This is a genomic window from Chryseobacterium sp. LJ668, assembly GCF_019613955.1.
Classification (GTDB): Bacteria; Bacteroidota; Bacteroidia; order Flavobacteriales; family Weeksellaceae; genus Chryseobacterium.
Genome location: NZ_CP080443.1, coordinates 2,996,138 through 3,021,342, shown reverse-complemented (window position 1 = coordinate 3,021,342; position 25,205 = coordinate 2,996,138). Strand labels below are relative to the sequence as shown.

Genomic DNA, 25,205 nt, shown 5'->3' with positions numbered 1-25,205 from the left:
TTTAACTCTTAGGATTTAATGGTTAATTAAAACAATATGTTGGAAGTTATCAAGAATTAATTTTTTTTAAAATCTTATCAAATGTATTGATGTTTCTGCTTGTAAACTGATCTTTTAAGCTTTTCTTACCTAAAATTTTCCCGAATGTTGAGTCTAAAGTATTTCCTTTCGCAACCTGCCAATAAAAGGTATTGTTGATAATCTCTCCATCTTCTTTTTCAGTTTTTGCAGCATTTTCAAATTCGTTCATTAAAACTTTTTCAACTTCATTATGACCGACGAATGCATAAACATGTAAATTCTCATTTTTATCAAAAGGATTTGAATTCCAAAAGTTTTCTATTTCTTCCTGAGATTTTATGAACAAAAAAGCTTCGTAATTAAAATGTTCAGACATTGCTTTCTCAAGGATTATTTTCAAATCCTCGGCATTTTTATTTGAAGTGAAAATAATATTCCCTGATGCTAAAACTGACACAACATCTTGCATACCGGCATTTTTGAAAATTTCGCAGACTTCCGCCATTTTCATGTTGGTTCCTTTTACGTTGACGCCACGGAGGAAAGCACAGTATTTCATGTTTTTAGAGTTTTAGAGTTTTAGAGTTTTAGAGTTTTAGAGTTTTAGAGTTTTAGAGTTTTAGAGTTTTAGAGCGAAATTAATCTTTAATCTTTAATCTTTAATCTTTAATCTTTAATCTTTAATCTTTTCATACAAATTATAATCAGTTCCTGAAGGTTTCAACTTATAGATTTTTTCCAAAATTTTGTTATCACTTTTCAGATGATCTTTTATGCGAAATTCTTTTAACAATTTATAGTGTGTTTTGTAATAATCACCATCTTTTCCTTCAAACAAATTATTATAAGAAAGCATGTATTTAGGCTTTCTTTTTTTTACCGTATTCAGCCAGTAATGAGGTTTATCTTTTTTGATTTCCTCCTGAATCTGCTGATCTACCAAACCCACTTCATCGATAGTCCTTAATCCTGAAAAATAAGGAATATATCCTGCAGGTTCCAGCAAAATCCATTGGGTTTTATCTTTTTCGTACACATCCAGAAACAGCCCGATGGATCTCCTGTAATTCCACTCGCCGTTTCCTGTCGCAATCGAGTGTACGGTCTGGAACAGCAGCATTGGCAAAATGTAGAAAATGACCAACGCAGAAAGCCACCAGTTTCTCTTTACCTTCTGTTCAATTACAAATATCAAAACGGGCACAAACAGTAAAATCTGCGGAACCCAGTAATACCAGTCAAAAAGGCTTTTCTGGGAAAGAAAAATAATCTGTTTCGTCCATGCAAAAAGAAAAATAATCCACAAAAAGAAGTTTCGATTTTCTTTTTGTCTGACCAAATAAATAAAACACAACAATTCAAATAATGCGATCACAATTGTCACAGGATTAAAATCTCCCGGAAGTTTTAGCATTCCCCAAAAATTACCATAATTTAATCTGAAATATTCAAAGTCCTGACTTAAAGTGTAGAGTCTGTCATATGCGAGTTTTTTGGCAATTATCGTATTGTTGACGATTTCGCCAAAATAAAACCAATTAAAAGCCAGAGATGTAAAAACTGCCAAAATTCCGCCTACAATGTAATTCCATCGTATTTTTTTATTCCAGAAAGCATCGACCAAAAATATAATTCCGAGGAAAATAATGGTATCAATTCTTGTAAATAATATTAAGACCGGAAAGACAATAAGTGCCCATTTTTTCTCTTTTTTAAAGCCATAATACAGCAAGGCCATTTCAAGGAAAAAGAGAATTCCGTACTCCATTCCGAGGATTGAAATCTTTATGGAAGGCGGCAAAAGCCCGAATAGAAAAATAAAAATTGCTTTTTGCCAAGGATTTTTCAGTAATAAATGTGAAAGAAATAAAGTCCCAATTGTAAAAAGAACAGTATTCAGAATCAAGAGCGGTTCTATGAAGTTTTCTTTTCCGAAAATTAAATTAAAAAAATAAGAGACAAAAACGTATAAATGCGTTGTAGAAGCCGAAATTTTAGTGTCACCATTAAAACCGATCACCCCATAATCCAATAAATTCTGAGCAACGCGCCAAGTGATAAAAGCATCTTCCTGAATGTGATGTGTTAATAAGAAATATAGTTTTGCAATTACTGCAAAGATCACAGCATACAATGGAAGATTCTTGTTGGTGTTTTCGGACATTGCGTTTTTTTGATGCACAAATATAATTCTAATATTCTTGAATATCAACTATAAAAAAAACGGAACCGAAGTTCCGTTTTAAATATGCAGTGTATTATAATTATTATTGTGTTGCTTTAATTATTGCAGAAGTTATTTGATCTTCTTTTTCTTTTGAGTAGGTAGAATCAAAAGGCTCCATGATATCAAATAGATACTGATAGAATGGTGTAATTCGCTGTACATTCTCAGATTCTTTTCTTGCTTTTTCTTTGCCCATTTTCTGAAGATTCTGAATAAAACCATTGAATTTTTTGTCAATAGGTTCAATAGATTTTACCAGATAAGCATATGCTTTTTCATCCTGACCGATCTTTTTATAAGCATCTGTAACTGCTGTTACCACAAGTGAATACTCCATCGGTTTTGATCTCATCTGTCTTCCTACAAATCTTTGGTCGGCTTTGCTTAAAGTTAAATAATAATCATATTCTTCAAAAATCCCTTTCTTTAAAATCTCAGCTAACTTTAATGCTTTTTGCTCCTGACCGGCAACGATGTAACCGTAAACCATTGAGCTTAGAGAACGTGGATCATTGTATTTCTCTGCAGGAATCTCTTTTGCAGCAAGATCTAAGATTTCTAAAGCTTTAGCTTTTTGTCCGTTTAATGCTAATGCTGCTGCTGCTCTACTTGCAGAACTTCTATAGCTGATGATGTTTGAAGTTGCAGTTTCATCAAAATGAACATTCAGATCTTTGAAATTACCCCATCTGAAGTTTTTAACAACATTATATAAAGAATTGGCATCTACTCGACCCATTTCACCATCGCTGCTTCTAGGAGTCTGAATGGGAACCAATCGGTAACTGAAACCATCAAACTGAAGAAAGTCATCTAAAAAGAAAATATTTTCGCTGTCATATACTCCGCCAGAAGAGAAGTTGATAGGGCGTTTCCAATCAAAATTTGCCAAAATATCAAACATCATCAGATTATTTTTGTACAAAGTACCAGATTTGTAATCGATCATAATCTGATTGGCTGTGTTTGGAAGATCAGAAGCGTTAATGATTCCGGCCCTTAATGCATTTTCCTTATTTACAGGTAAAATAAACTTACTGACAGGCAGAAAATTGTATTTCTCATAACGTTCTTCACCGAAGATCATTTTTAAAATTTCATCTTTTTCAGGAGATTTTACTTTAAGAAAATTCACCGCCTCTTTCAATGTCATTGAATCCTGAACCATATATTTTTGGAAGGGCTGCAAGAGATTGTCAGGAGCTCCGGCTTCTTTCAGATTGGATAAAACATTCTTCCAGTCATCTTTTTTCATCAGATAAATCTGGTCATTTACTCCATCTCTGTAATCATCGTGAGTTAACTGACTTGGGATTGCACCGGCATTGTAGGTTTTTCTTTTCACCTGGTCAATATTCCAAGGTGTTGAAAGAAGGGTAAAATTCACCACTTTCACATCATCACGGAATCTTTCTGTCTCCTGCATTGCCCAAACCGGGTAGGTATCATTATCACCATATACAAAAAGAATATCGTTTTTTGGTAAAGATTTTAAAACTGAATATGAATAATCGTAGGCTGTATATCTTCCGCTTCTGTCATGCACATTGTAGTTCTGAAAGCCCATCATTAAAGGAATTGCCATCAAAACAACTCCAAAACCAATATTAGCAGCATTTGATTTGACTTTAGACTGCAGATACCAGAGAATGGCACCGGCTCCGAGACCAATCCAAATCGCAAAAGCATAAAAGGAACCGACTACTGCGTAATCTCTTTCTCTTGGTTCGAAAGGTTTCATCCCTGTGTAGAAAACGATTCCCATACTTGTTAGTACAAATAAAGATAATATGGCGTAAAATCTCCCAAAATCTCTCATAAATTGGAAATAACATCCGAAAATCCCCAGTAATAATGGTAAAAAGAAAAATGCTACTGTACTTTCATTTTTAAATTTTGCGGGCATTGCGTCCTGGCTCCCCAGTAATGAATTATCTATGAAAGAGAAACCTGAAATCCAGTTTCCTCTTGTGTTTTCGCTGTTTCCTTCCAGATCATTCTGCCTTCCAGCAAAGTTCCATAATAGATATCTTATGAAGTAATAACCGTTTTGAAACGTGATGAAATAATTCATATTCTGAGCAAAAGAAGGCCTCTGAACGGTAATTAGCTCGTAAGGTTTTACCTTTAAATAATCTGCCGGAGTAATTGATCCGTCTTCATACTTAGCCCTCAATTCATCGAAAATTTCTTTCGCCTGCGTATCGTCTGCCGTATTTTCGTTGGCATAATTAAACTGAAAATCTGGTGCACCATACATCGACATATAGTTTGCCATGACTTCCTTATCTTCATTGAACATTCTTGGCATAAAACTAACGTGCGCCGGATTAAAAACGTAATTGAAACGGTCGCCGGTTTTTCTGTAAGTTCCTAATTTTTCGTCTTTTTCGTAGATTTCACCTGTTTTGGTCGTTTTGAAACTGCCATCCTCATTCTTTTCAATCCCGCTGTTATCTAAAAATGCAGTATAATTTTGACCGTAAATTGTAGGCCAGTCGCCGTATTGCTCTCTATTGTAATAATCAAGCATACCGATGGCAGTATCGGGATCATTTAAGTTCATTGGCGGATTTGCATTGGCTCTGATCGGAATAACCATCCAGCAAGAGAAACCAATCATCATATACACAACGGATAAAGCAATTGTTTGATAAAGGTTTTTCTTTGCCTGTCTTGCATATTTTAAAATAAAATAGCAGATCGCAACCAAAATAACAAAACCTGCAATCGTTCCTGAGTGGAAAGGAAGTCCAACACCATTTACAAAGAATATTTCAAGCTTGCCAAATAATGACATAATCACCGGGAATATAATTTTGAAAACAATAATTAAAATTCCAAGCGTGATTGCATTTGCCCAGAGAAAGTTCTTCCAGGTAAACTCATAATTTCTTGCATAATATACTAAGCAAACCGCAGGAATTGCCAACATACACATCATATGAACACCCACAGAAAGACCTACAATAAAGAATATTAAAATAATCCACCGTTCATTGTCAGACTCTTTGTACTCATTCTCCCATTTCGTAATCAGCCAGACCAAAATAGCTATAAATAGGGATGCCATCGAGTAAACTTCTCCTTCTACCGCCGAAAACCAAAAAGTGTCTGACCATGTAAAACAAAGAGATCCAATGACCCCTGCAAAAAGAATAGCAATTTCCTGATGCTGGGTAACTTCTTCAAAATTTTTATTGAGAAGTCTTCTTACAAAATGAGTAATCGTCCAGAACAAAAACAAAATCGTAAATGCGCTGAATAATGCAGACATGGCATTTATTACAACAGAATAATTTTCACCATTACCAAAAGCAAAAATAGCTGCCACTGCACCCACAATTTGGAACAAAGCTGCTCCCGGCGCATGCGTGACCTCTAATTTTACTGCTGAAGAAATATACTCACCGCAATCCCAGAAGCTAAATTTAGGTTCTATTGTTGACAAGTATGTGAAAAATGCAATGACGAAAGTCACCCATCCGATAAGGGTATTCCATTGCCTAAAAGTCCAGTTTTTCATAGTATAAAATCAATTAGTGCGAAAATAAGGTTTTTACTTCATTTTCTTTAGATTTTAACAAAAATTTAAAAGCTGGCGTGCTTTTTGTGAACGTTTCGGGATCGTAATAATTCCATTTAAACAGATAATTTTACTTTCAGCACTTATAATTTATGAAAAGTTTAGAAATTATTTATTTTTTTGTATTTTTGCGGTCAGATTTTTATTTGAAAAATAACAAATAATGAGTAATGTTTACGATAATATTCTTGGCTTAATTGGGAACACCCCTTTAGTAAAACTTAATACAGTAACTAAAGAGATTCCTGCGAAAGTTTATGCCAAGTTAGAATCATATAATCCTGGACATTCCACTAAAGACAGAATCGCACTTCATATCATCGAAAGCGCTGAGAAGAAAGGTTTATTAAAGGAAGATTCTGTAATTGTAGAAACCACCTCCGGAAATACTGGTTTTTCACTTGCAATGGTTTGTATCATCAAAGGATACAAATGTATTCTTGCCGTAAGTGATAAAACAAAGGCTGAAAAGATCGCTTATCTGAAAGCCCTTGGTGCTACAGTTTATATATGTCCTGCGAATGTACCTGCGAATGACCCGAGATCATATTATGAAGTAGCAAAGAGAATTGCTGCAGAAACCCCAAATTCTGTATATATCAATCAATATTTTAATGAATTGAATGTTGATGCTCATTATCAGACAACAGGTCCTGAGATCTGGGAACAGACAGAAGGAAAAATTACCCATCTTTTTGCATGTACAGGAACCGGCGGAACATTATCCGGATCTGCGAAGTTTTTAAAAGAAAAAAATCCCGATATTAAAATCATCGGAGTAGATGCAGACGGATCTATTCTGAAAAGCTACCATGAAACCGGAGAAATTCATAAAGAAGACGTTCATCCTTACCAGATTGAGGGGATGGGAAAAAATTTGATACCCTCTGCACTTCTTTTTGATAAAGTTGATGAATTTATAAGAGTAAATGACGAAATGTCTGCTTACAGAACCCGTGAAATTGCTTTAAAAGAAGCAATTATGGGAGGTTATACAACGGGAGCTGTTACACAGGCATTGATTCAGTATGCACAGTCTCAAGAATTGACAGAGAACGATTTTATTGTACTCATTTATCCTGACCACGGCTCAAGATATATTACCAAAGTATATAGTGACGAATGGATGGCACAGCAAGGGTTTGTTAACAATTGCGTTCACAACTATGATGAAGTTTTCAAGACAGAATACATAAAGTAGAAAACTGATTTCTATCATATATTAAGCCTTTTGTGAAATATGAAAGGCTTTTTTATTAACCTAAATTTAATTAACTTTGTGCCTTATAACTCATTTAAATATTGAATATAAATAATGGTAGATATTTTTGAAAGAATAAAGCAAAATCCTGGTCCTCTAGGCCAGTTTGCAGACTACGCCGAAGGATATTTTGTTTTCCCTAAGCTTGAAGGTCCTATTGGTCCCAGAATGATTTTTCAAGGTAAAGAAGTTATTTTTTGGAGCGCCAATGACTATCTTGGGCTTTGCAACCATCCTGAAGTTTTAGAAGCTGATGCAAAAGCTGCTGCGGAATTCGGAATGTTTTATCCGATGGGCGCAAGAGCAATGTCCGGCGAAACTGCACAACATCAGCAATTGGAAAAGGAATTGGCTGAATTTACTCAAAAAGATGCTGCTTATTTATTGAATTTCGGTTATCAGGGAATGGTTTCTTGTATCGATGCATTGGTGACAAGACATGACGTAATTGTTTACGATGCAGATTCTCATGCTTGTATCGTTGATGGAGTTCGTCTTCATATGGGAAAAAGTTTTACTTTCAAACATAATGATATTGCGAGTTTAGAAAAAAACCTTGCCAGAGCGACTAAAGTTGCGGAAGAAAATGGTGGTGGAATCTTAGTGATTACAGAAGGTGTTTTCGGAATGAGAGGAATGCAGGGAAAACTGAAAGAAATCTGTGATTTAAAATCAAAATTTAATTTCAGACTTTTAGTAGATGACGCACATGGATTCGGAACTTTAGGTAAAACCGGAGCCGGAGCTGGTGAAGAACAAGGTTGCCAGGATCAGATTGATGTTTACTTTTCAACCTTTGCAAAATCTATGGCTGGTTTCGGAGCCTTTCTTGCAGGTGATGAAACGATTATCCGATTCTTAAAATACAATCTTCGTTCTCAGATTTTTGCGAAATCTCTAACAATGCCAATGGTAATTGGAGGTTTGAAAAGATTGGAATTGCTAAGAACACGTCCTGAAATTAAAGATAAATTGTGGGAAAACGTTTATAAACTTCAAAACGGACTGAAAGAAAGAGGATTCAACCTTGGAAATACCAATACCTGTGTGACACCTGTTTTCATTCAGGGGACAACAATTGAAGCGACGCTTTTAGCAAAAGATCTAAGAGAAAATTATGGTGTATTCACATCAGTGGTAGTATACCCTGTAATTCCAAAAGGAATGATTTTGTTGAGATTGATTCCTACAGCTTCACATACTGATGCAGAAATCAATGAAACATTAGCAGCTTTTGAAGGCATCAAAGAAAAATTAGATTCCGGAGCTTACGCGGAAATGGAAAAACAAATGAACATCGAATACAAACAAATGTAATTTTGATTCATTTAAATATAAAAAAAACCGTTAGAATTTTTCTAGCGGTTTTTTAGCATTTTATCAGAAGAATGAAGAGACTTATCTTTATTTGCATAATACTTTTTTACGTTACTTTTGCCATTTCGTAGGAATCTAGGCCTTAGAATATTATTTATTCAAAAACTTTTCTTTCTTTTCCTTTTAAACCCATAAATTTGCAAAAAATTTCTTTTGAAAGACCTTCTTCTTATTACTCCGCCTTTCACGCAGCTCAACACGCCTTATCCTGCAACGTCGTATATCAAAGGTTTCCTGAATACCAAAAATATATCAAGCTATCAGATCGATTTGGGGATTGAAGTGATTTTGGAATTATTTTCAAAAGAAAGCATTCAGAATATTTTTTCAATACCCGTAGATCTAAAGAATACTTCCGAAAATTCACAACGCATTTTCGCTTTACGGGATGAGTATGTCAAGACCGTTGATCAGGTCATTCTTTTTTTGCAGAATAAAAATCCGACGTTAGCAAGACAGATCTGTTCGATGAATTTTCTACCGGAAGCTTCCAGATTCAATCAGCTTGATGATATGGAATTTGCTTTTGGTAATATGGGTCTTCAAGATAAGGCTAAACATCTGGCTACATTATATTTAGAAGATCTATCTGATTATATGGTTGAACAGATCGATGCCGATTTTGGGTTCAGTAGATACGCCGAAAGATTAGGTAAAAGCGCCAATTCTTTTGATGACTTATATCTGAAATTAAGTTCAGAGCAAACTTTTATTGATGTCATTACTTTAAAAATTCTTCAAGAAAAATTGGAATTGGTTCAGCCAAAATTAGTATGTTTTTCGGTTCCGTTTCCAGGAAATTTATATTCTGCTTTTCGATGTGCAAAATTTATAAAAGAAAATTATCCCAACATTAAAATTGCAATGGGTGGCGGTTTTCCTAATACGGAACTGAGAGAAGTAAAAGACAAAAGAGTTTTTGAGTTTTTTGATTTCATCACTTTAGATGATGGGGAACTTCCAATTGAATTACTGTATGAAAATATTTTTCGTTCCGAGCACAATGGAGAACCACAATTTAAACGAACTTTTTTAATTGAAAATGAAGAAGTTACGTACAAAAATAATTCTTTAAAATACGACTACAAGCAGGCACAGGTTGGAGCACCCGATTATACAGATTTAAAATTAGATCAATATATTTCTGTTATTGAAATTGCCAACCCGATGCACAGTTTATGGAGCGATGGAAGATGGAACAAACTGACAATGGCGCATGGTTGCTATTGGGGAAAATGTACTTTCTGTGATATTTCTCTGGATTATATCAGGATTTACGAACCTGTTTCTGCGAAAATTCTGGTTGACCGGATGGAAGAGCTTATCAAAACCACGGGAGAAACAGGTTTTCATTTTGTAGATGAAGCAGCACCACCTGCTTTGATGAGGGAAGTGGCTTTGGAAATTCTTCGGAGAAATTTGGTTGTAACTTGGTGGACGAATATTAGATTTGAAAAAAGTTTCACCAAAGATCTATGTTTTTTATTAAAACTTTCAGGCTGTGTTGCAGTTTCTGGCGGACTTGAAGTGGCAAGTGATCGATTGCTAAAACTAATCGACAAAGGAATTTCTGTAAAACAAGTTGCACAAGTAACCAGAAATTTCACCGAGGCCGGAGTGATGATTCACGCTTATTTGATGTATGGCTATCCTACCCAAACTATTCAGGAAACGGTAGATTCTTTGGAAATGGTTCGTCAGCTTTTCGAAATGGGAATTTTACAAAGTGGGTTTTGGCATCAATTTGCGATGACGGCTCATTCACCTGTTGGATTAAACCCTGAAGAATTTGGAGTTACCCCAATTAAACAGGAAATTTTATTTGCCAACAACGATATTGATTTCACCGATAAGACAGGAATTGATCATAATCAGTTTAGTTTCGGTTTAAAAAAATCTTTATTCAATTTTATGCACGGAATCAATTTAGAATTGCCATTACAGGATTGGTTTGATTTTAGAATTCCAAAAACAAGTATTCATCCCGATTATATTCACGATTCTCTTTTAGAGGATGATCAGTTTATTTTTAAACCGAATTCAAAAATTATTTTCCCTGGCAAAAACGTAATCGCTGAGAATTATATAAAAACAAAAAAGCAAAACTCGTGGCCGTATACGAGGATTACGTTCCATTTAAAAACCAATATTGTTAACGTAGAATTTGAAAAGGAAAAAGCAGAATGGCTGATAAAAATCATTCAGGAAAGTACTTTTGAAAATCCTAAACGGATTACTTTACAACATCTGAAAACTGATTTTGAAAGTAACTTTGAAGATTTTGAACTATTCTGGTTTTCGAAACCGATGCAACAGCTGAAGGAAAATGGTGTGATTTTAAGTTTGTAGATTTAAATTTGAGATTTTGATGAATTAAGGGAGCATTTATTAAGTTGGGTTATGAAAATTACTTTTTGTCTTTTTCAACACCATCTTTTACAATATCCCCTACGATTATTTTTTCCTTCACTTTAATAAAATTCGGATCCAGAATTGCCATTCTTTCTGCGATAGCTTTATAAGTAGGAAATTTTAAAATTGATGCTCTGCCAGACATTTCTCTATACAAAGTAAAAGTTTTTCCGCCGGCAGTTTTTATTTGCTTTGTTGTTGTAATATATTTTCCAATATATTTACTTTTAGCATCATAGATCTCAATATCGATAAATGTTTTGTCCGTAACACGATCATCTGAACCAAAGCTTACAGGTAAATTGGTGAAATATCCCACCGGAACACCATTGCTTAAAATTTCACCAACGTTATTGACTTCAAGATTTAACCTGTCAATTTTTGTCCTAATGCTGTAAGCTTCTTTGGTTTTATTATCAAGCTTTCTTTTAGGCATATTTTTAAAGAGATCATCCAAATTTTTGATATTGATTCCTCTATCATCAATGATTTTCAAACCTTTTATACAGGTATATACGGCTGACTTTTCTTCACCCGAAAATGCAGAAGGCGATATGTAATCCACATCTAAAGTTTTCTCACGATTATAAACACGGTTAATTTTTACGTAACTGTCTCGTACAGAATCTACAATACTTTTATCAACAAATTCAACAGTGAAAATCGGGTTTTCCTTTAAATCCATAAAAGTATACTCATTGGATTTATTAGAAATTTTGGCTACATGAGTTCCGTCAAGACTTACAATTCCTCTCTTTGTCTTGATGATCTGAGCATTAAAAATACAACTCAGAACTATAAAAAATAAGATTAAACTTTTCTGCATGAATCAGATTTTACAAGGCATAAAAAAAGTGTAACAAAGTTACACTTTCTTGAAAATATATTTAGCTTCTCAATTCAATTATTCGCAAAGGATAATTCCTTTATCGTGATTAAATTCTATCACACCGCTTTTTATAGGATAAGAAAAAACAGAGTCTTTTTCATTTTCTTTGGTAAAGTTTTTTGCGTAAGCTTCATTGATAGAATTTGCATACAATTTTACTTTACCTCCAACTAATGAAGAAACGATTCCTGCGTGGTTTTTCATAATGTGGAATTCACCATTTTTTCCAGGCAACAATACAGAATTTACTTCTCCTTCAAAAACTACATATTCTGGTGTTAAAATTTTTATATTCATTTTAAAATTGCTTTTGGCTTTTGGCTAATAGCTATTGGCTATCAGCAATTAGCATTATTATGCGTTATCAGCTAACATTTTTTGTCCGGCTTCAATCGCTTCTTCGATAGTTCCTTTCAAGTTGAAAGCAGCTTCCGGTAAGTGATCCAATTCACCATCCATAATCATGTTGAATCCTTTAATCGTATCTTTGATATCTACCAATGAACCTTTAATACCTGTAAACTGTTCTGCAACGTGGAAAGGCTGAGACAAGAATCTCTGAACTTTTCTAGCTCTGTAAACTACAGATTTATCTTCTTCAGAAAGTTCTTCCATACCTAAGATTGCGATGATATCCTGAAGAGCTTTGTATCTCTGAAGAATTTCTTTTACTCTTTGAGCACAGTCATAATGCTCTTCACCGATAATTTCCGGAGCCAAGATTCTTGACGTAGAAGCCAACGGATCTACTGCAGGATAAATACCTAATGAAGCAATTTTTCTGTCTAGTACAGTTGTTGCATCTAAGTGAGCAAATGTTGTAGCAGGAGCAGGGTCAGTTAAATCATCCGCAGGTACGTAAACCGCCTGTACTGAAGTAATTGAACCATTTTTAGTTGAAGTAATTCTTTCCTGCATCGCACCCATTTCAGAAGCCAATGTCGGTTGGTAACCTACCGCTGAAGGCATACGACCCAAAAGTGCAGATACCTCAGAACCAGCTTGTGTAAAACGGAAGATGTTGTCTACAAAGAATAATACGTCTCTACCTTGTCCGCTTTCACCACCGTCTCTGTAGTATTCAGCTAATGTAAGACCAGAAAGTGCTACTCTAGCTCTTGCTCCCGGTGGCTCATTCATTTGTCCGAAAACGAATGCAGCTTTAGATTCTTTCATCACCTCAAGGTCAACTTTAGAAAGATCCCAACCACCGTTTTCCATAGAGTGCATGAAATCGTCACCATATTTAATAATACCAGATTCTAGCATCTCTCTCAAAAGGTCATTTCCTTCTCTCGTTCTTTCACCTACTCCGGCAAAAACAGAAAGACCACCGTGTCCTTTTGCAATATTGTTAATCAACTCCTGAATCAATACTGTTTTACCAACACCGGCACCACCGAACAATCCAATTTTACCTCCTTTTGCGTAAGGCTCAACTAAGTCGATTACTTTAATACCTGTGAATAAAACTTCTGCAGAAGTTGAAAGTTGATCAAATTTTGGAGCTGGTCTATGAATAGGAAGACCACCTTCCTTAGAAATATTTTGAAGCCCGTCGATAGCATCCCCAACAACGTTGAAAAGTCTTCCGTTTACAGCTTCTCCGATTGGCATCATGATAGGATTACCATATCCTATAACTTCCTGCCCTCTTTGAAGACCATCTGTAGCGTCCATTGCGATACATCTTACTGTATCTTCACCAATATGTTGTTCTACCTCTAAGACTACTTTTTCACCGTTCCCCTTGATAATCTCTAACGCGTCATAAATGCTTGGAATTGCTTCCACATTATTAAAAACTACGTCGATTACAGGACCAATAATTTGAGAAATTTTTCCTTTAATTTGGTTTGCCATTGCTAAATTTTTTCTTGGTGCAAATATAATGAAACTTAACAAATGCGCAATTGTTAAAAAAAAGATTTTTATCATGCTTTTAAAGAATTTAGCAATAAAACAATGTAGTAGTTTACCAATCATTTTGTGGCTAAAACATTGATAAATTGTTATGTCGATACATTGTTACATTATGTTTATATTTGCAGTCAAAATTTTTCCGTTTTGAATATCTTCAAGAATTTTAAAGAGTATCAATCGAAAAAGCCTCTAGCCCTGTCTTTAGGTATGTTTGACGGCGTACATTTGGGTCACAAATACATTATCGACGAATTGAAAAAGGTGGGTTCTGAGAATTATCTAGAGACGGCAATCCTTACCTTCTGGCCGCATCCGCGCTTCGTTTTTAATCCTGATGAAGATTTAAAGCTTCTTAATACAATTGAGGAAAAGAAATTTTTGATGGAAAAATATGACATCCATAATTTATTTGTAAAAGAATTCGATGATGAATTCAGAAACCTTACGGGCGAAGAATTTGTACGTCAGATTTTAATTGATCAATTAAATGTAAAATATCTGATCATCGGTTACGATCATTCTTTCGGGAAAAATAAAAGCGGTAATTTCGAATTGCTTCAAAAACTATCGACAGAATTAGATTTTGAGGTCGAACAAATGGAAGCTATCAATATTCATGAGAATAACATCAGTTCTACAAAAATCAGAAATGCACTTTTAGCAGGAAATATAAAAACAGCCAACGAAATGTTGGGTTACCCCTACTCTGTTTCCGGAACAGTTGTCCATGGAAAGAAATTAGGCAGAACGATTGGTTACCCGACTGCTAATATTGAGACTGAATCGATTAAACTTTTACCAAAAAAAGGTGCTTACATTGTTGAAGTTGTTGTGAAAGGACAACAATATAAAGGAATGTTGAGCGTCGGAACAAATCCAACTGTCAACGGAGAAAAACTAACCGTTGAAGTTTACATTCTTGATTTTGAAGGTGATATTTATAATGAAAGTATTACAGTAAAATTCAGAGATTTCCTGCACGAGGAAATTAAGTTTGAAGGACTTGACAAATTGATTGAAAGGTTGGATGAAGATAAAAAACTGACCGAGAATTTTATTTTTTAACAGAAGTAAAGTTATGATAGGTTATTATTTTAATTTTTAATCTTCTAACTCTATCGGATTTTCATATTTTTTGTTTTCTTCTGTTGCTTTTTCTCTTTCTTTTTCTTTCTGTCTTAACATTTCCTGTCCTTTTATAATGGTTGTTCCATAGCTTGCAAGTAAGGCTGTTGCATTAGCATCCGCATTTCTTACCGCTTGCTTAAGTTTTGCCTGTGTTGTTTCTACTGCTTCAGTATATCTGCTTTTTTTAATGTTAACTAACTTCCCTTTTAATTGAGATTGAGGGACAGATTTTACCAATTCAAAATCAAAATCTTCTTTATCATCTGTTATTTTGATAATTAATCCGGGTAATCCGCTGAATTTATACGGACCATACGGAAACGGAATTTCGGGTGAATACCATGCAATCCAGTTTCTCCCTTTAGAGGTAATTTCTGCTTTTTTACAAATAATCGTATTGATTACCATTGTTTCATCCACAAGTTTCCAATTTTTTTTAACCGGCTCTTTATAGGTAAGTAGTGACATACCTGCCAATCTGAAATATTGTGTATTTTCATTGGATTGTATGATGGTAAAAGATAAACCTGTTTTCGGAATAACTCCATCTTTCCAGCCAAAAGTTATGCTCCCGTTAGGATTTTTTATCGACGTTCCAGAAACCGCCATTACAGAATCACCTTTTAGCGATATAGTACTGGCAAAAAATGCGCGATCATCGGCTACTTGTAATAAGAACAATTCTTCATGTCTATTGTCAGTTCGAGTGTTGAATTTACCTTTAAACTGATAAGTAAATTCAGCACGCAAACTATCTTTATTATATGATTGAGCATATAATAAAGCAGTATAAAATAATATGAATAGTTGAAATGATTTTTTATAATAATTCATAGATTCTCATTCAAAAATTGCACTTATAGTTGAAATTATTCAGCTATAAGTGCATAAATTAATTAAGCTAAATTATTACTAGGACCGCTGTGAGTCGGAGGTGGACAATAATTTGTCTCAAGCTTTTGAAGCCACTCATTTGCCTGTTCTGGTGTCCAATCTTGAGTTGTTGTTGCAGTAAAACCACAAGATGTTTCTGCAATCCATTTTTGACCTCCATTTACCGTTTTAAGCTCATTTCGAGATAATTTCTTAAAATTTTTCATTGTAAATAAATTTTTAATTAAATAATAAATTTGTGTTTAAACTTTTGTGCGCATTTGGTTTAAATGAATTATTTTAATATTAAAAATTTTCAATTCTCCTTTCGCTTTCTTTATCAATAACTGAAAAACCAGATACTGTTTGTAATTTATTTATATCCTAATATTTGATTTTCTGAATTTATTGCTTCTTCTACAAATTTTTTAAATTCAGGATACTGTTCTTTTTTGATATTATCCCAAGGCGTTTGCGCAGTTCGTGTGATTTTCAGTTTATTATTTTTCTGCAAATCATAATTGATAGAATATTTAAAATTTTGATAGGCTATAGATTTATTTTCAGGAATCTCAATAAACTTCATATTCTCAGGAATATTAAGAAATACTTCTTCATTATATTCACTTTGTTTCTCATATTTAGTATATAAAATGTCGGTATCTCTATTTTCGGTCGCAATGATGCTCTTTGTGAAAGGCTTTGTCACAAAAGGAATTTTCATTATTTTTAAACTTCCTACAGATTGCGGTTTATCATTGATGTTAAACTGAACTTCATAAGCAAGTGGCTTAATAGAAAGATCTTTACCATCAATCAATTTTACAGATTTTACGTTGATCACTTTATCTAAGATGGAACCAAACTCTTCTTCCACATTTTTTTTCCTGAAATCATCCGTTTGTTCATCCTGAAAAAAATTATTGTAATAGCTTTTAGTTTCGCCCACCACATACTGTTTTGTGAAAAAATTCTGATCATCGCCATTGATATTTACTTCACTAATGCTCTTGAACAGATTTCTAGTATTATTTTCTGTGGAAATTTCAATCAATTCTCTATTAGACGCTCCAGATTTATCGATGTCTACAAGGAGTGCTTTTGCTTTATAATTTGACAGAACTGCAGAGTTGAAGGGCAAATATTTATCTGTCATCTCCAGATAACTTTCTTTTCCATCGAGCTTCACTTTTACAATGCAATGATTAAAGCTCAGATTTGGCAAAAGCAATCTTTGGGGTGAATTGTTATTGGTTTGTACAAGAACCAAATTTGATTTTAGTCCTGCCTGATTTCCTAAAATAACAAAAAGTGCAGACAAGTCTTTGCAATCTCCTAGTTTGGTAACCAAAGTTTTTGATGGCTTCTGAGGAATATGACCGCTTTGACGGAAATCTAAAGAGCTGTACGAGACATTTTTTTCAATATAGTTGTAGATTTTTTCGGCTTTATCTGATTCATTCATTCCGGAAAAACCATTTGGAAAAATTTCTTTAAAAGCTTTTTCTACAATTTTATCTGAAACCAAACTTTTTCTCGCAACATCTGCATACCAGTTTGAGATTTCCTGCCATGTTTTAATTGAATTTGCGGTTACAGAAATTGTTGTATCATAGAAGCTCGGTCCGAAATTTTCACCCAAATTAACTTCGGCAAGATCATTAAGCTTCCAGGTCTGAAATAATTTATTTCCTATTTTCTTTTTTGTTGATGCAACTTCCTGGTTCATACTTTTAACCTGATAATCCATATCTTCAGGAGTGATGATCGTAAAGATTGATTCTTTTACAGGGTATTCTGAATTGAAATAGGAACTTACATTAAAATCTTTATTGAATCTGCCATTATTTCGCTCAATATTTTCTTTCTGGATAAGTACTACGTCACCTACCGCCAAATTGGTAAAGACAATTTGATCATCAGACTTTTCTCCTGGAATGATACTTCCGTTTGCTTTAATGATTTCAGATTTCAGGATTTTGTCGTAATAATTAATATAATATTCTTTTATTTCTTCAATACCTTTTTCAGAGGTGATTTCATATACGTATGTGCTTCTTTTTTTTATTCCTCCTTCTGGATAAACATCTACAATATATTCATCTAGTAAAGTAGTTACCCCCTTTTTACCTTTGATGTCTTTGTTTCTGCGCTCAGCAATCAGCTTGTATAAATCTTTAATTGCAACCTGATCGATGGCATCGGGTGTATTATCAAGATCACGTATCAGCTGGTGCATCTGATCGTTTTGCGTGTTGTGCGAGAGAGACAGTTTCGCAAATTTCACAGCTTCTGCTTTCTTATTTTGTTTGGCAAGAATTTCTGCTTTTGCAGCCAGCAAAGTGTATGAGTAAGGAAAGTTTCCTAAGGCATTATCGATCCCCTGCATCACTTCAGGATTTTGAACGTCATCATCAATTAGTGCAACATATTGACTTCTGAGGGAATTGATAGACGGATAAAGCTCAAGATATTTCTTAAGAATTTTTTTCTGATCTTCAATTCTGTTTGCTTTTTCGTAGTATGAATAAAGCACATTCATCACTTCCGGACTGTTTTTTACAGCTAAAGCATCTTCGAATTTTTTAATTGTTGAACTCTGATCTTTTTTCTCCGAATCTTCCAACGCAGTAAATACTGCAAAAAGTTTATCGTTATTGGCGAAACTCTTTTTAAGATTTGTGATGTGTTTTTGTGCCGTCACCATATCTCTGTTTCTCATCGCTATAACGACATCAAAGAACTCTGCCATTTTTTTCGCCTTGGTTTTGGCAAGAATTCCTTTATATTTTTCGATATCCTGTATCGGTGTATTTTCATACATATCCCGATCCATCATTTTAAGAAAAGGAATCAGGAAATATTCAGAATCATCAAGCTCAATATTTTTGAAAATTTCTGAAACTTTTTCAGAATCTTCGAGATTATCATAGTACTTAGAAAGCAAACCTTGAACCAGTGATGATTTGGGATAAGCTTTTACAAAACCATCGATCAGCTCTTTAGCCTGTTCGTTTTGTAAGTTGTTTAAGTATCCCGAAGCTAAAAGATACTTATAAAAGAAACTTTCAGGATTCGTTTTTATTTTATCCTTAAGAAAAGCTTCAAAGCGTAACGGTAATTCTTTGGGTTGAAGCTGACTTAAAGTTGATTTTTGGTAATCTTGATAAACATCAAAATATTTTAGATCTGATATTTTTTGATATTGGGTATCCATCGGGACGACCATAAATGCATTCTTTGTATCCTTTGCATCAAATTTAAACAAAAGTCTGTTCATTCCCTTTGGCATATTGACTTCTACAATATGTGATCCCAGGTTGGTATACCCTTCGCTGGTACTCGATAAAATTTCGGTATCATTTAAAAACAATCTAAATTCAGAGTTTGTGTCAACCTCCAGAAACATTCTTCTTTCTACAGGATTTTCGATAAAAGATTGTGAATAAACAATTCCTCGCCCGTATTCCATTTCATTCGTAAAGAATTCGAAACCGTCATTGGACGGAAATTTTCTATTGTACCATCCTACATTTCCAAAACTGTCTGCGTTGAAAAGTTTATCATTTTTAGCATAGCGCTCAGGTTCGTACTCATTATAAAGACCACTGCCATTCAGGTTTTCGAAAACTCCGGCAAATTGCCATTTATCAACCCTTCCAATTTTTTTGATGGTATTATCGGCCTGTTGGTATCTGTTTCGTATTCTGTCTAATGTCGCCTTAACTTCCAGAACTGTCGTCATATCTTTATAAACAGGTGCATCTGCAAGAAGATCAGTACGAGAGTAGGAATAGTCGTCGAAAGACGTATCACTTTCGCCAAAAACAAATTTTCTGTGTGAAATCGGGTAAAAATATGCCTCGTCGGGTTTAAGCGCAATCATATTTTTTATAAATGAATCATCAAAGACAATTTCACCCATCTCTTCATCGATAATGGCATCCAAAAAAAGATTTTCAAAATCTTTTAGTTGATCTTTCTTTAGATTTTTATCATAAAAATTTCTGGCGTCAAGTCTTTTATTTGCGATTAGAAGCTCCCATGTTTTAGTCTGCTCTTTGGTCTGTGCAAATGCATTAACAGACAAAAAGAAGACTGCAGAAATAAAAATTTTCCTCATATTTAATGTTTCTCTTTTAAGAATTAACAATAGTGTTTTGAATATTTTTCGTTAAAGATTTAAAAACCAAATCATAAGAATGATCAATCATTTTTAGAACGAGTTCTTTTTTAAGCCCGTCTAAAGAAACAGAATTCCAATGGGTTTTATTCATATGATATGCTCCTGTAATTTGGGGATGTTGCTCTCTCAATTCCGCACTCCATTCGGGATCTGTTTTTACTGCGATTGTTAATGGTTGTTTTTCCAATGACATAAGCAGAAACATCTTTGTTCCTACTTTCATGACCAATGTTTCCTGGTCAAAGGGGAAAGTTTCTGCTACACCTTTTTTGGTCAGGCAATAATCTAAAATTTCGTTTGCATCCATGAAAAATCTGGTGAAAAATGATTGGTAATGTTTAATTAATAATTTTTTAGGCTTTGGTCTAAAATTCGTAAATTTAATAAAGAAAATTAAATATCTCACATCATCTAATCAAAATTATTATGAAAGCTTTGGTCATCGGTGCAACAGGCGCTACAGGAAAAGATTTGGTTAAACAATTATTGAATGATAAAGACTTTGAGCAAGTAGATGTTTTTGTAAGAAAACCTTTAAACATTCAAAATGACAAACTAAAAACGCACGTTGTCGATTTTGAAAAACCTGATGAATGGAAGGACTCTGTAAAAGGTGATGTTGCATTTTCGTGTTTGGGAACTACTTTGAAAGATGCAGGAAGCAAAGAAGCCCAAAGAAAAGTTGATTACCACTACCAATATCAGTTTGCAAAAGCTGCCAAAGAAAATAATGTTGAAGATTATATTTTAGTTTCTGCTTACGGAGCCAATCCGCAATCTAAAATTTTTTATTCTAAAATGAAAGGCGAACTTGAAGATGCCGTAAGAAAACTTCATTTCAATAAAATCACTATATTCAAACCGGGAATGTTGGAAAGAAAAGATTCTGAAAGAAGTGGTGAAGTACTGGGAAGCAGGATCATTAAATTTGCCAATAAAATCGGACTTTTCGAAAGCCAAAAACCCCTGCCGACAGATATTCTGGCGAAAGCAATGATCAATTCTTCCAAAATAAAAAGTAACGGTTATTCGAGCATCAAGCTGGGAAATATTTTTTCTTTCGCTGAGAAAACTAATGACTGATTTTTATTGAGTTTGAAAGGTAAACAGTGAATTTTCAACATAAATAAATTAAAACTCCGCTCAGAAATCTCTAAGCGAAGTTATTTTACATATGAAACATTTTCTACTGTAAATGCTTCGTTATCGCTTTATCCGTCGGCTTTGTAGTACTGATGAATGAATCTACTAACTTACCGTTTTCATCTACCAAAAACTTAGTAAAATTCCAGAGAATGGTTGTGTTTTTCACCCCGTTCAGATCTTTTTCGGTCAAATATTTGAAAATTGGAGCGGTATCATCTCCTTTCACCGAAACTTTTGCAGCTAATGGAAATGTTACCCCATAATTTTTTTGACAAAAAGCTCCGATTTCTACATTTGAACCAGGTTCTTGCCCTCCAAAATTGTTCGCAGGAAATCCCACAACTACCAATTGACCTTTGTATTCGTTTGATAACTTCTCTAGATCAGCATACTGCGGTGTAAAACCACATTCTGAAGCGGTGTTGACGATAAGGATTTTCTTTCCTTTAAAATCGGCAAAGTTGATTTCTTTTCCTTCCTCAAGAGCTTCTACTTTGTAATCATAAATTGTTTTTCCCATAAGTTCTTTACTTTTAGCTTTAGAAACATCTGTCTTTTTCTGGGCGCAGCTATTAAAAAATGCTGCGAAAGAAAGTAGTATTAAAAAGATTTTTTTCATTTTATTTAGTTTACAGCTTGGCTGCGGTTAGTTGATAATTAAGGATTAGAATTTAAAAACATTGGCAGGAAATACCTTATTGATGTCTACTTTATTCAAAAGTATTACAAAATCTCCATCTTTTTTCGAGCTTGAAGATTCGATTCTGAATGGCATCGAAAGATTCCCAACTTTCTTAAAATCAGAATAATTTAAGGTTTCATCTTTTTTTATTTCTTTTAAAAGCATAAAATTTTTGGTATCAAAAAAATAATAGTTCTTATTCACATTTTTCGTCAGCTCAACCTTGTGACAATAGATATTTCCTACTTTTTCTTTGCCGAGATATTTGGCTTCAAAACCTTTATTTTCCCAATCGATAAAATCGTTGTCAAAACTTTCCGGAATGTAATCACCATACACCTGAAGTTTATTGGCTGCATAATTCATGGCATAGCCTTTATTTCCGTCGTATCCTTCAATAGCAGTTTCTTTTCCGTTTATTGTCAGAACCGTTTTGGTTAAATTGGGACGTTGCTGATAAATTTTGATCGGATATTCATCTTTTACTCCTAAAATTACTTTCCCTTGAAGTAATACAGAATTTAAAAGCTTCCAACTTGTTAATCCTCCTGATAATTCAATATTTTTATCTATAATTTCTTTAGCAGTCTGTGCGAAAGATAGTTGTGAAAATATAAGGACGAATATTAAAAATAATTTCTTCATTCAATCAATTTTATCAATTCAAATATAGGGCTTTTTTAATTTGAAAATTTGAAAATGAGGCAATTTAAAAATGAAACGATAACATAATTTTCAAATTATCTAATTAAATAAATTTTCAAATTAATTTCCTTGCTTTTTCTAAATCTTCCGGTGTATCAATGCCTACACCAATAAAATTGGTTTCTATCAGTTTGATTCTCATTCCATATTCAAGATAACGGATACATTCTATTTTTTCTGAAATCTCCAAAGGTTTCATTTCCAGTTTTGAAAACTGCAGCAGAGCATGCTTTCTGAATGCATAGACACCGATATGTTTAAAATAATCAATTTCATAAGAAATTTCGCGGTGAAACGGAATTACAGAACGGCTGAAATACAATGCAAAACCATTATTGTCGGTAATTACTTTTACATTATTAGGATTTTTAATTTCTTCTTTTTCGTGAAGCTTTATTTTTAATGAAGCTAAAGAAATTTCCTGATTATCGTCTTTTCTAAAAACTTCAATTAACTGTTTTAAAGGTTCTAATTTTAAGAAAGGCTCGTCTCCCTGAACGTTGATGACAATATCACAATCAATGTTCTGCACAGCTTCTGCGATTCGGTCGCTTCCTGTTTCGTGTTGTCCGGTCATTACTGCTTTTCCGCCATGATTTTGAATTTCATTAAAGATCAACTCAGAATCTGTTGCAACAAAAACTTCATCGAAAAGTCCGGTTTCCATAACATTTTGGTACGTAGTAGTAATCACAGTTTTTTCTCCTAAAATCTGCATCAGCTTTCCGGGAAAACGACTGGCTTCATAGCGTGCAGGAATGACGGCGATGATTTTCATTTATTTAAATATAAATTATTAAAAGTGAGTTTTAGTTTAAATAATTAACTAAAAAGATGATTCCGTAAATCCACGAGATGTACAGAAACGAATAAAAAAGTCCGAATCCTAAACTTCTTAGAAGATTGTCTTTACAGCTTTTCGAATTTTTAAATACTAATCGTAAAGCTCGGAAAAAAATCCAATAAAGCATTGCCGCAAAAAATAAAATTGCTGCCCAAAAGAAGAATCCTAAAAAATATAATAAAAAAGCAAAAACAATTGAAACAAAAAACCATAGAATAATTGAAAGGATAACTCCCCCTATACTATCTCCTACAGCAGGCGGATCAAATCCTGAAACATCTGGTAAAGAAATATGATCAGAATATTTTTTGATTCTTTCTCTGTGTAAAATTTGTCCTACATTCTCTTTCAGTTTCAAACCGAAATATAATCCTGAACTAATAAACACAAAAAATGTTGTCCCTAAGATAGAAGTTGATAATATAGAATTTTGAAATAAAGATCTGTGAGAATTTGTTCCGGAAAGCCAAACACTCAGAATAACTAAAGTGATAACTGCTAACGTCGAATAGCATAACCATTTTGTTTCAAGAAATTTTTTTTTTGGAGTTTTCATTTTAAAATAAAACTGTCCTCGATATTTTGAATGTAAATGCTTCGGCCCACGCCGAACGGAGTCGAAGCATCTATATTTTTTTATTTCAAATTATTCAAAGCTTTTTCCAATTTTGGCATCATCGCCTCAATTTCACTGATATCCAGACCTCCTACTGAAGCTCTGAACCACGGCTCAGATTTAGCTTCACCAAAAGCTGAGAACGGAACTAAAGCCACTCCTGCATCACTGATTAAATAAAATACCAGATCTGAAGAATTTTCAATTAGAGAACCGTCCGGTTTTGTTTTTCCGATATAATCTAACTTTATAGTTAAATACATCGCGCCCATCGGTTCAATGCTGTTTACTTGCAGACCTTTATTTTTCAAATCCTGAATTCCGCTATGAAGAACTTTTAAACTGGCTTCTAATTTTCCTTTAAATTCTTCTACAAATTCGTCTACGCGTTCTGTATTTTCATAAAATTTTGCCGTTGCTTCCTGTTCCGGTTTTGGCGCCCAAGCTCCTACATGCGTCAAAAGTGCTTTCATTTTATCAATAATGTGAGCAGGGCCAAATCCCCATCCAACACGAACACCTGTTGCTGCAAGACATTTGGAAATTCCGTCAATGTAAATTGTATAATCTTTCATTTCCGGAAAAAGAGAAACAGGATCAACGTGTTTCGCTCCGAAAGTAAGATTTGAGTAAATCTGATCATACATCAGATACAACGGCTTTTCGTCTGCGCCTCTTTTTTTGTTTTCTTCTAAAACCATTTCACAGATTTCTTTTAGCTGCGATTCTGTAAACATTGTTCCTGTAGGGTTCAGCGGTGAACACAAAGCTAGTAAAACGGCTCCATCCAAATGCGGGCGTAATTCAGCAGCGGTTGGAAGGAAATTATTTTCAGGCGTAGTTTTTACTTCAATTGATTCTGCAGAAGTCAGATATGAGTAGTGGTTATTATTCCATGAAGGAGTCGGGTAAATCACTTTATCGCCTTCGTCCACAATTACTTTATAAACAGCATAAATAAGTGGTCTGGAACCTGCGGTGATTAAAATATCATTAGCATCATAATCAAGGTTCCATCTTCTTTTAAGGTCTTTTGAAACTTCTTTTCGTAAAGATAAAAGTCCGTTTGCAGGCGGATAATTGGTTAAATTATTCTGATACGCTTTCTGAATTTCTTCCTTCAACTGTGCCGGAATCGGATACAGATTAGAATTCAGGTCGCCAATGGTAAGGTTGGCTATTTCTGCTCCTTTTGCCTTTAAATCATTTACTTCGTTACCAATTTTTACAATTTCAGAACCGATCAGGTTCGCCGCTAATTTTGAAACTTTCACTTTTATTTACTTTTAAGATATTATATTTAGGTGGCAGAAATTAGGTTATAAATTA

20 protein-coding genes are annotated in these 25,205 nt (G+C 34.0%); 5 read left to right on the top strand and 15 right to left on the bottom strand.

The annotated features are described in order from the left end of the window. Nucleotides 1–49: 49 nt before the first annotated feature. The 3 genes from K0U91_RS14065 to K0U91_RS14055 form a co-directional block, all read right to left on the bottom strand. Nucleotides 50–580 carry a DUF1697 domain-containing protein gene (locus tag K0U91_RS14065; RefSeq protein ID WP_220179193.1) on the bottom strand — a complete coding sequence of 177 codons (531 nt, stop codon included), beginning with the start codon at nt 578–580 and terminating at the stop codon, nt 50–52. A gap of 114 nt (nt 581–694) precedes the next feature. Continuing rightward, nucleotides 695–2,185 (bottom strand): LTA synthase family protein, encoded by a 1,491-nt coding sequence (locus K0U91_RS14060; protein ID WP_220179192.1) that lies wholly within the window; start codon nt 2,183–2,185, stop codon nt 695–697. Between the two features lie 103 nt (nt 2,186–2,288). Continuing rightward, nucleotides 2,289–5,774, bottom strand: a complete 3,486-nt coding sequence (locus K0U91_RS14055; protein WP_220179191.1) for a glycosyltransferase family 117 protein — start codon at nt 5,772–5,774, stop codon at nt 2,289–2,291. A 223-nt stretch (nt 5,775–5,997) separates the two neighbouring features. On the opposite strand from K0U91_RS14055, the gene K0U91_RS14050 reads away from it, so the two are divergent. The 3 genes from K0U91_RS14050 (at nt 5,998) to K0U91_RS14040 (ending at nt 10,821) form a co-directional block, all read left to right on the top strand. Then, complete coding sequence (locus K0U91_RS14050) at nt 5,998–7,035, top strand: PLP-dependent cysteine synthase family protein (protein ID WP_219969124.1); 1,038 nt, start codon at nt 5,998–6,000, stop codon at nt 7,033–7,035. 114 nt (nt 7,036–7,149) lie between these two features. Then, on the top strand, nt 7,150–8,412 hold the full coding sequence (locus K0U91_RS14045; protein ID WP_220179190.1) for an aminotransferase class I/II-fold pyridoxal phosphate-dependent enzyme: 1,263 nt from the start codon (nt 7,150–7,152) through the stop codon (nt 8,410–8,412). Between the two features lie 213 nt (nt 8,413–8,625). After that, entirely contained in the window at nt 8,626–10,821 is a 2,196-nt protein-coding gene (locus tag K0U91_RS14040) for a B12-binding domain-containing radical SAM protein (protein ID WP_220179189.1), read from the top strand. A 58-nt stretch (nt 10,822–10,879) separates the two neighbouring features. On the opposite strand, the gene K0U91_RS14035 is transcribed toward K0U91_RS14040, so the two are convergent. From K0U91_RS14035 to atpD, 3 genes are all read right to left on the bottom strand, one after another. Then, on the bottom strand, nt 10,880–11,710 hold the full coding sequence (locus K0U91_RS14035) for a hypothetical protein (RefSeq protein ID WP_219969127.1): 831 nt from the start codon (nt 11,708–11,710) through the stop codon (nt 10,880–10,882). Nucleotides 11,711–11,788: 78 nt separating this feature from the next. After that, nucleotides 11,789–12,070 (bottom strand): FoF1 ATP synthase subunit delta/epsilon, encoded by a 282-nt coding sequence (locus tag K0U91_RS14030; protein ID WP_219969128.1) that lies wholly within the window; start codon nt 12,068–12,070, stop codon nt 11,789–11,791. 57 nt (nt 12,071–12,127) lie between these two features. Beyond that, nucleotides 12,128–13,636, bottom strand: a complete 1,509-nt coding sequence (gene atpD, locus K0U91_RS14025) for a F0F1 ATP synthase subunit beta (protein WP_219969129.1) — start codon at nt 13,634–13,636, stop codon at nt 12,128–12,130. Nucleotides 13,637–13,840: 204 nt separating this feature from the next. On the opposite strand from atpD, the gene K0U91_RS14020 reads away from it, so the two are divergent. Continuing rightward, nucleotides 13,841–14,761 carry a bifunctional riboflavin kinase/FAD synthetase gene (locus K0U91_RS14020; RefSeq protein ID WP_220179188.1) on the top strand — a complete coding sequence of 307 codons (921 nt, stop codon included), beginning with the start codon at nt 13,841–13,843 and terminating at the stop codon, nt 14,759–14,761. A gap of 36 nt (nt 14,762–14,797) precedes the next feature. Here the strand turns inward: K0U91_RS14020 and K0U91_RS14015 are convergent, their stop codons facing one another. From K0U91_RS14015 to K0U91_RS14000, 4 genes are all read right to left on the bottom strand, one after another. Further along, nucleotides 14,798–15,658 (bottom strand): GLPGLI family protein, encoded by an 861-nt coding sequence (locus K0U91_RS14015; protein WP_220179187.1) that lies wholly within the window; start codon nt 15,656–15,658, stop codon nt 14,798–14,800. A 62-nt stretch (nt 15,659–15,720) separates the two neighbouring features. Next, nucleotides 15,721–15,924: a bacteriocin-like protein gene (locus K0U91_RS14010; protein ID WP_219969132.1), complete on the bottom strand. Its 204-nt coding sequence runs from the start codon at nt 15,922–15,924 to the stop codon at nt 15,721–15,723. A gap of 146 nt (nt 15,925–16,070) precedes the next feature. Continuing rightward, entirely contained in the window at nt 16,071–19,820 is a 3,750-nt protein-coding gene (locus K0U91_RS14005; RefSeq protein ID WP_220179186.1) for a DUF3857 domain-containing protein, read from the bottom strand. Nucleotides 19,821–19,836: 16 nt separating this feature from the next. After that, entirely contained in the window at nt 19,837–20,190 is a 354-nt protein-coding gene (locus K0U91_RS14000; RefSeq protein ID WP_219969134.1) for an MmcQ/YjbR family DNA-binding protein, read from the bottom strand. Between the two features lie 119 nt (nt 20,191–20,309). On the opposite strand from K0U91_RS14000, the gene K0U91_RS13995 reads away from it, so the two are divergent. Beyond that, complete coding sequence (locus K0U91_RS13995; RefSeq protein WP_219969135.1) at nt 20,310–20,966, top strand: NAD(P)H-binding protein; 657 nt, start codon at nt 20,310–20,312, stop codon at nt 20,964–20,966. A 103-nt stretch (nt 20,967–21,069) separates the two neighbouring features. On the opposite strand, the gene K0U91_RS13990 is transcribed toward K0U91_RS13995, so the two are convergent. The 5 genes from K0U91_RS13990 to K0U91_RS13970 form a co-directional block, all read right to left on the bottom strand. Beyond that, nucleotides 21,070–21,648: a glutathione peroxidase gene (locus K0U91_RS13990; RefSeq protein ID WP_220179185.1), complete on the bottom strand. Its 579-nt coding sequence runs from the start codon at nt 21,646–21,648 to the stop codon at nt 21,070–21,072. A gap of 45 nt (nt 21,649–21,693) precedes the next feature. Further along, nucleotides 21,694–22,356, bottom strand: a complete 663-nt coding sequence (locus tag K0U91_RS13985; protein ID WP_219969137.1) for an outer membrane lipoprotein-sorting protein — start codon at nt 22,354–22,356, stop codon at nt 21,694–21,696. A gap of 115 nt (nt 22,357–22,471) precedes the next feature. Continuing rightward, complete coding sequence (kdsB, locus tag K0U91_RS13980; protein ID WP_219969138.1) at nt 22,472–23,194, bottom strand: 3-deoxy-manno-octulosonate cytidylyltransferase; 723 nt, start codon at nt 23,192–23,194, stop codon at nt 22,472–22,474. Nucleotides 23,195–23,225: 31 nt separating this feature from the next. Beyond that, a complete protein-coding gene (locus K0U91_RS13975) occupies nt 23,226–23,816 on the bottom strand; it encodes a hypothetical protein (RefSeq protein WP_219969139.1) in 591 nt (196 codons plus the stop codon). An 80-nt stretch (nt 23,817–23,896) separates the two neighbouring features. After that, nucleotides 23,897–25,150 (bottom strand): pyridoxal phosphate-dependent aminotransferase, encoded by a 1,254-nt coding sequence (locus K0U91_RS13970; protein ID WP_220179184.1) that lies wholly within the window; start codon nt 25,148–25,150, stop codon nt 23,897–23,899. Nucleotides 25,151–25,205: the final 55 nt, after the last annotated feature.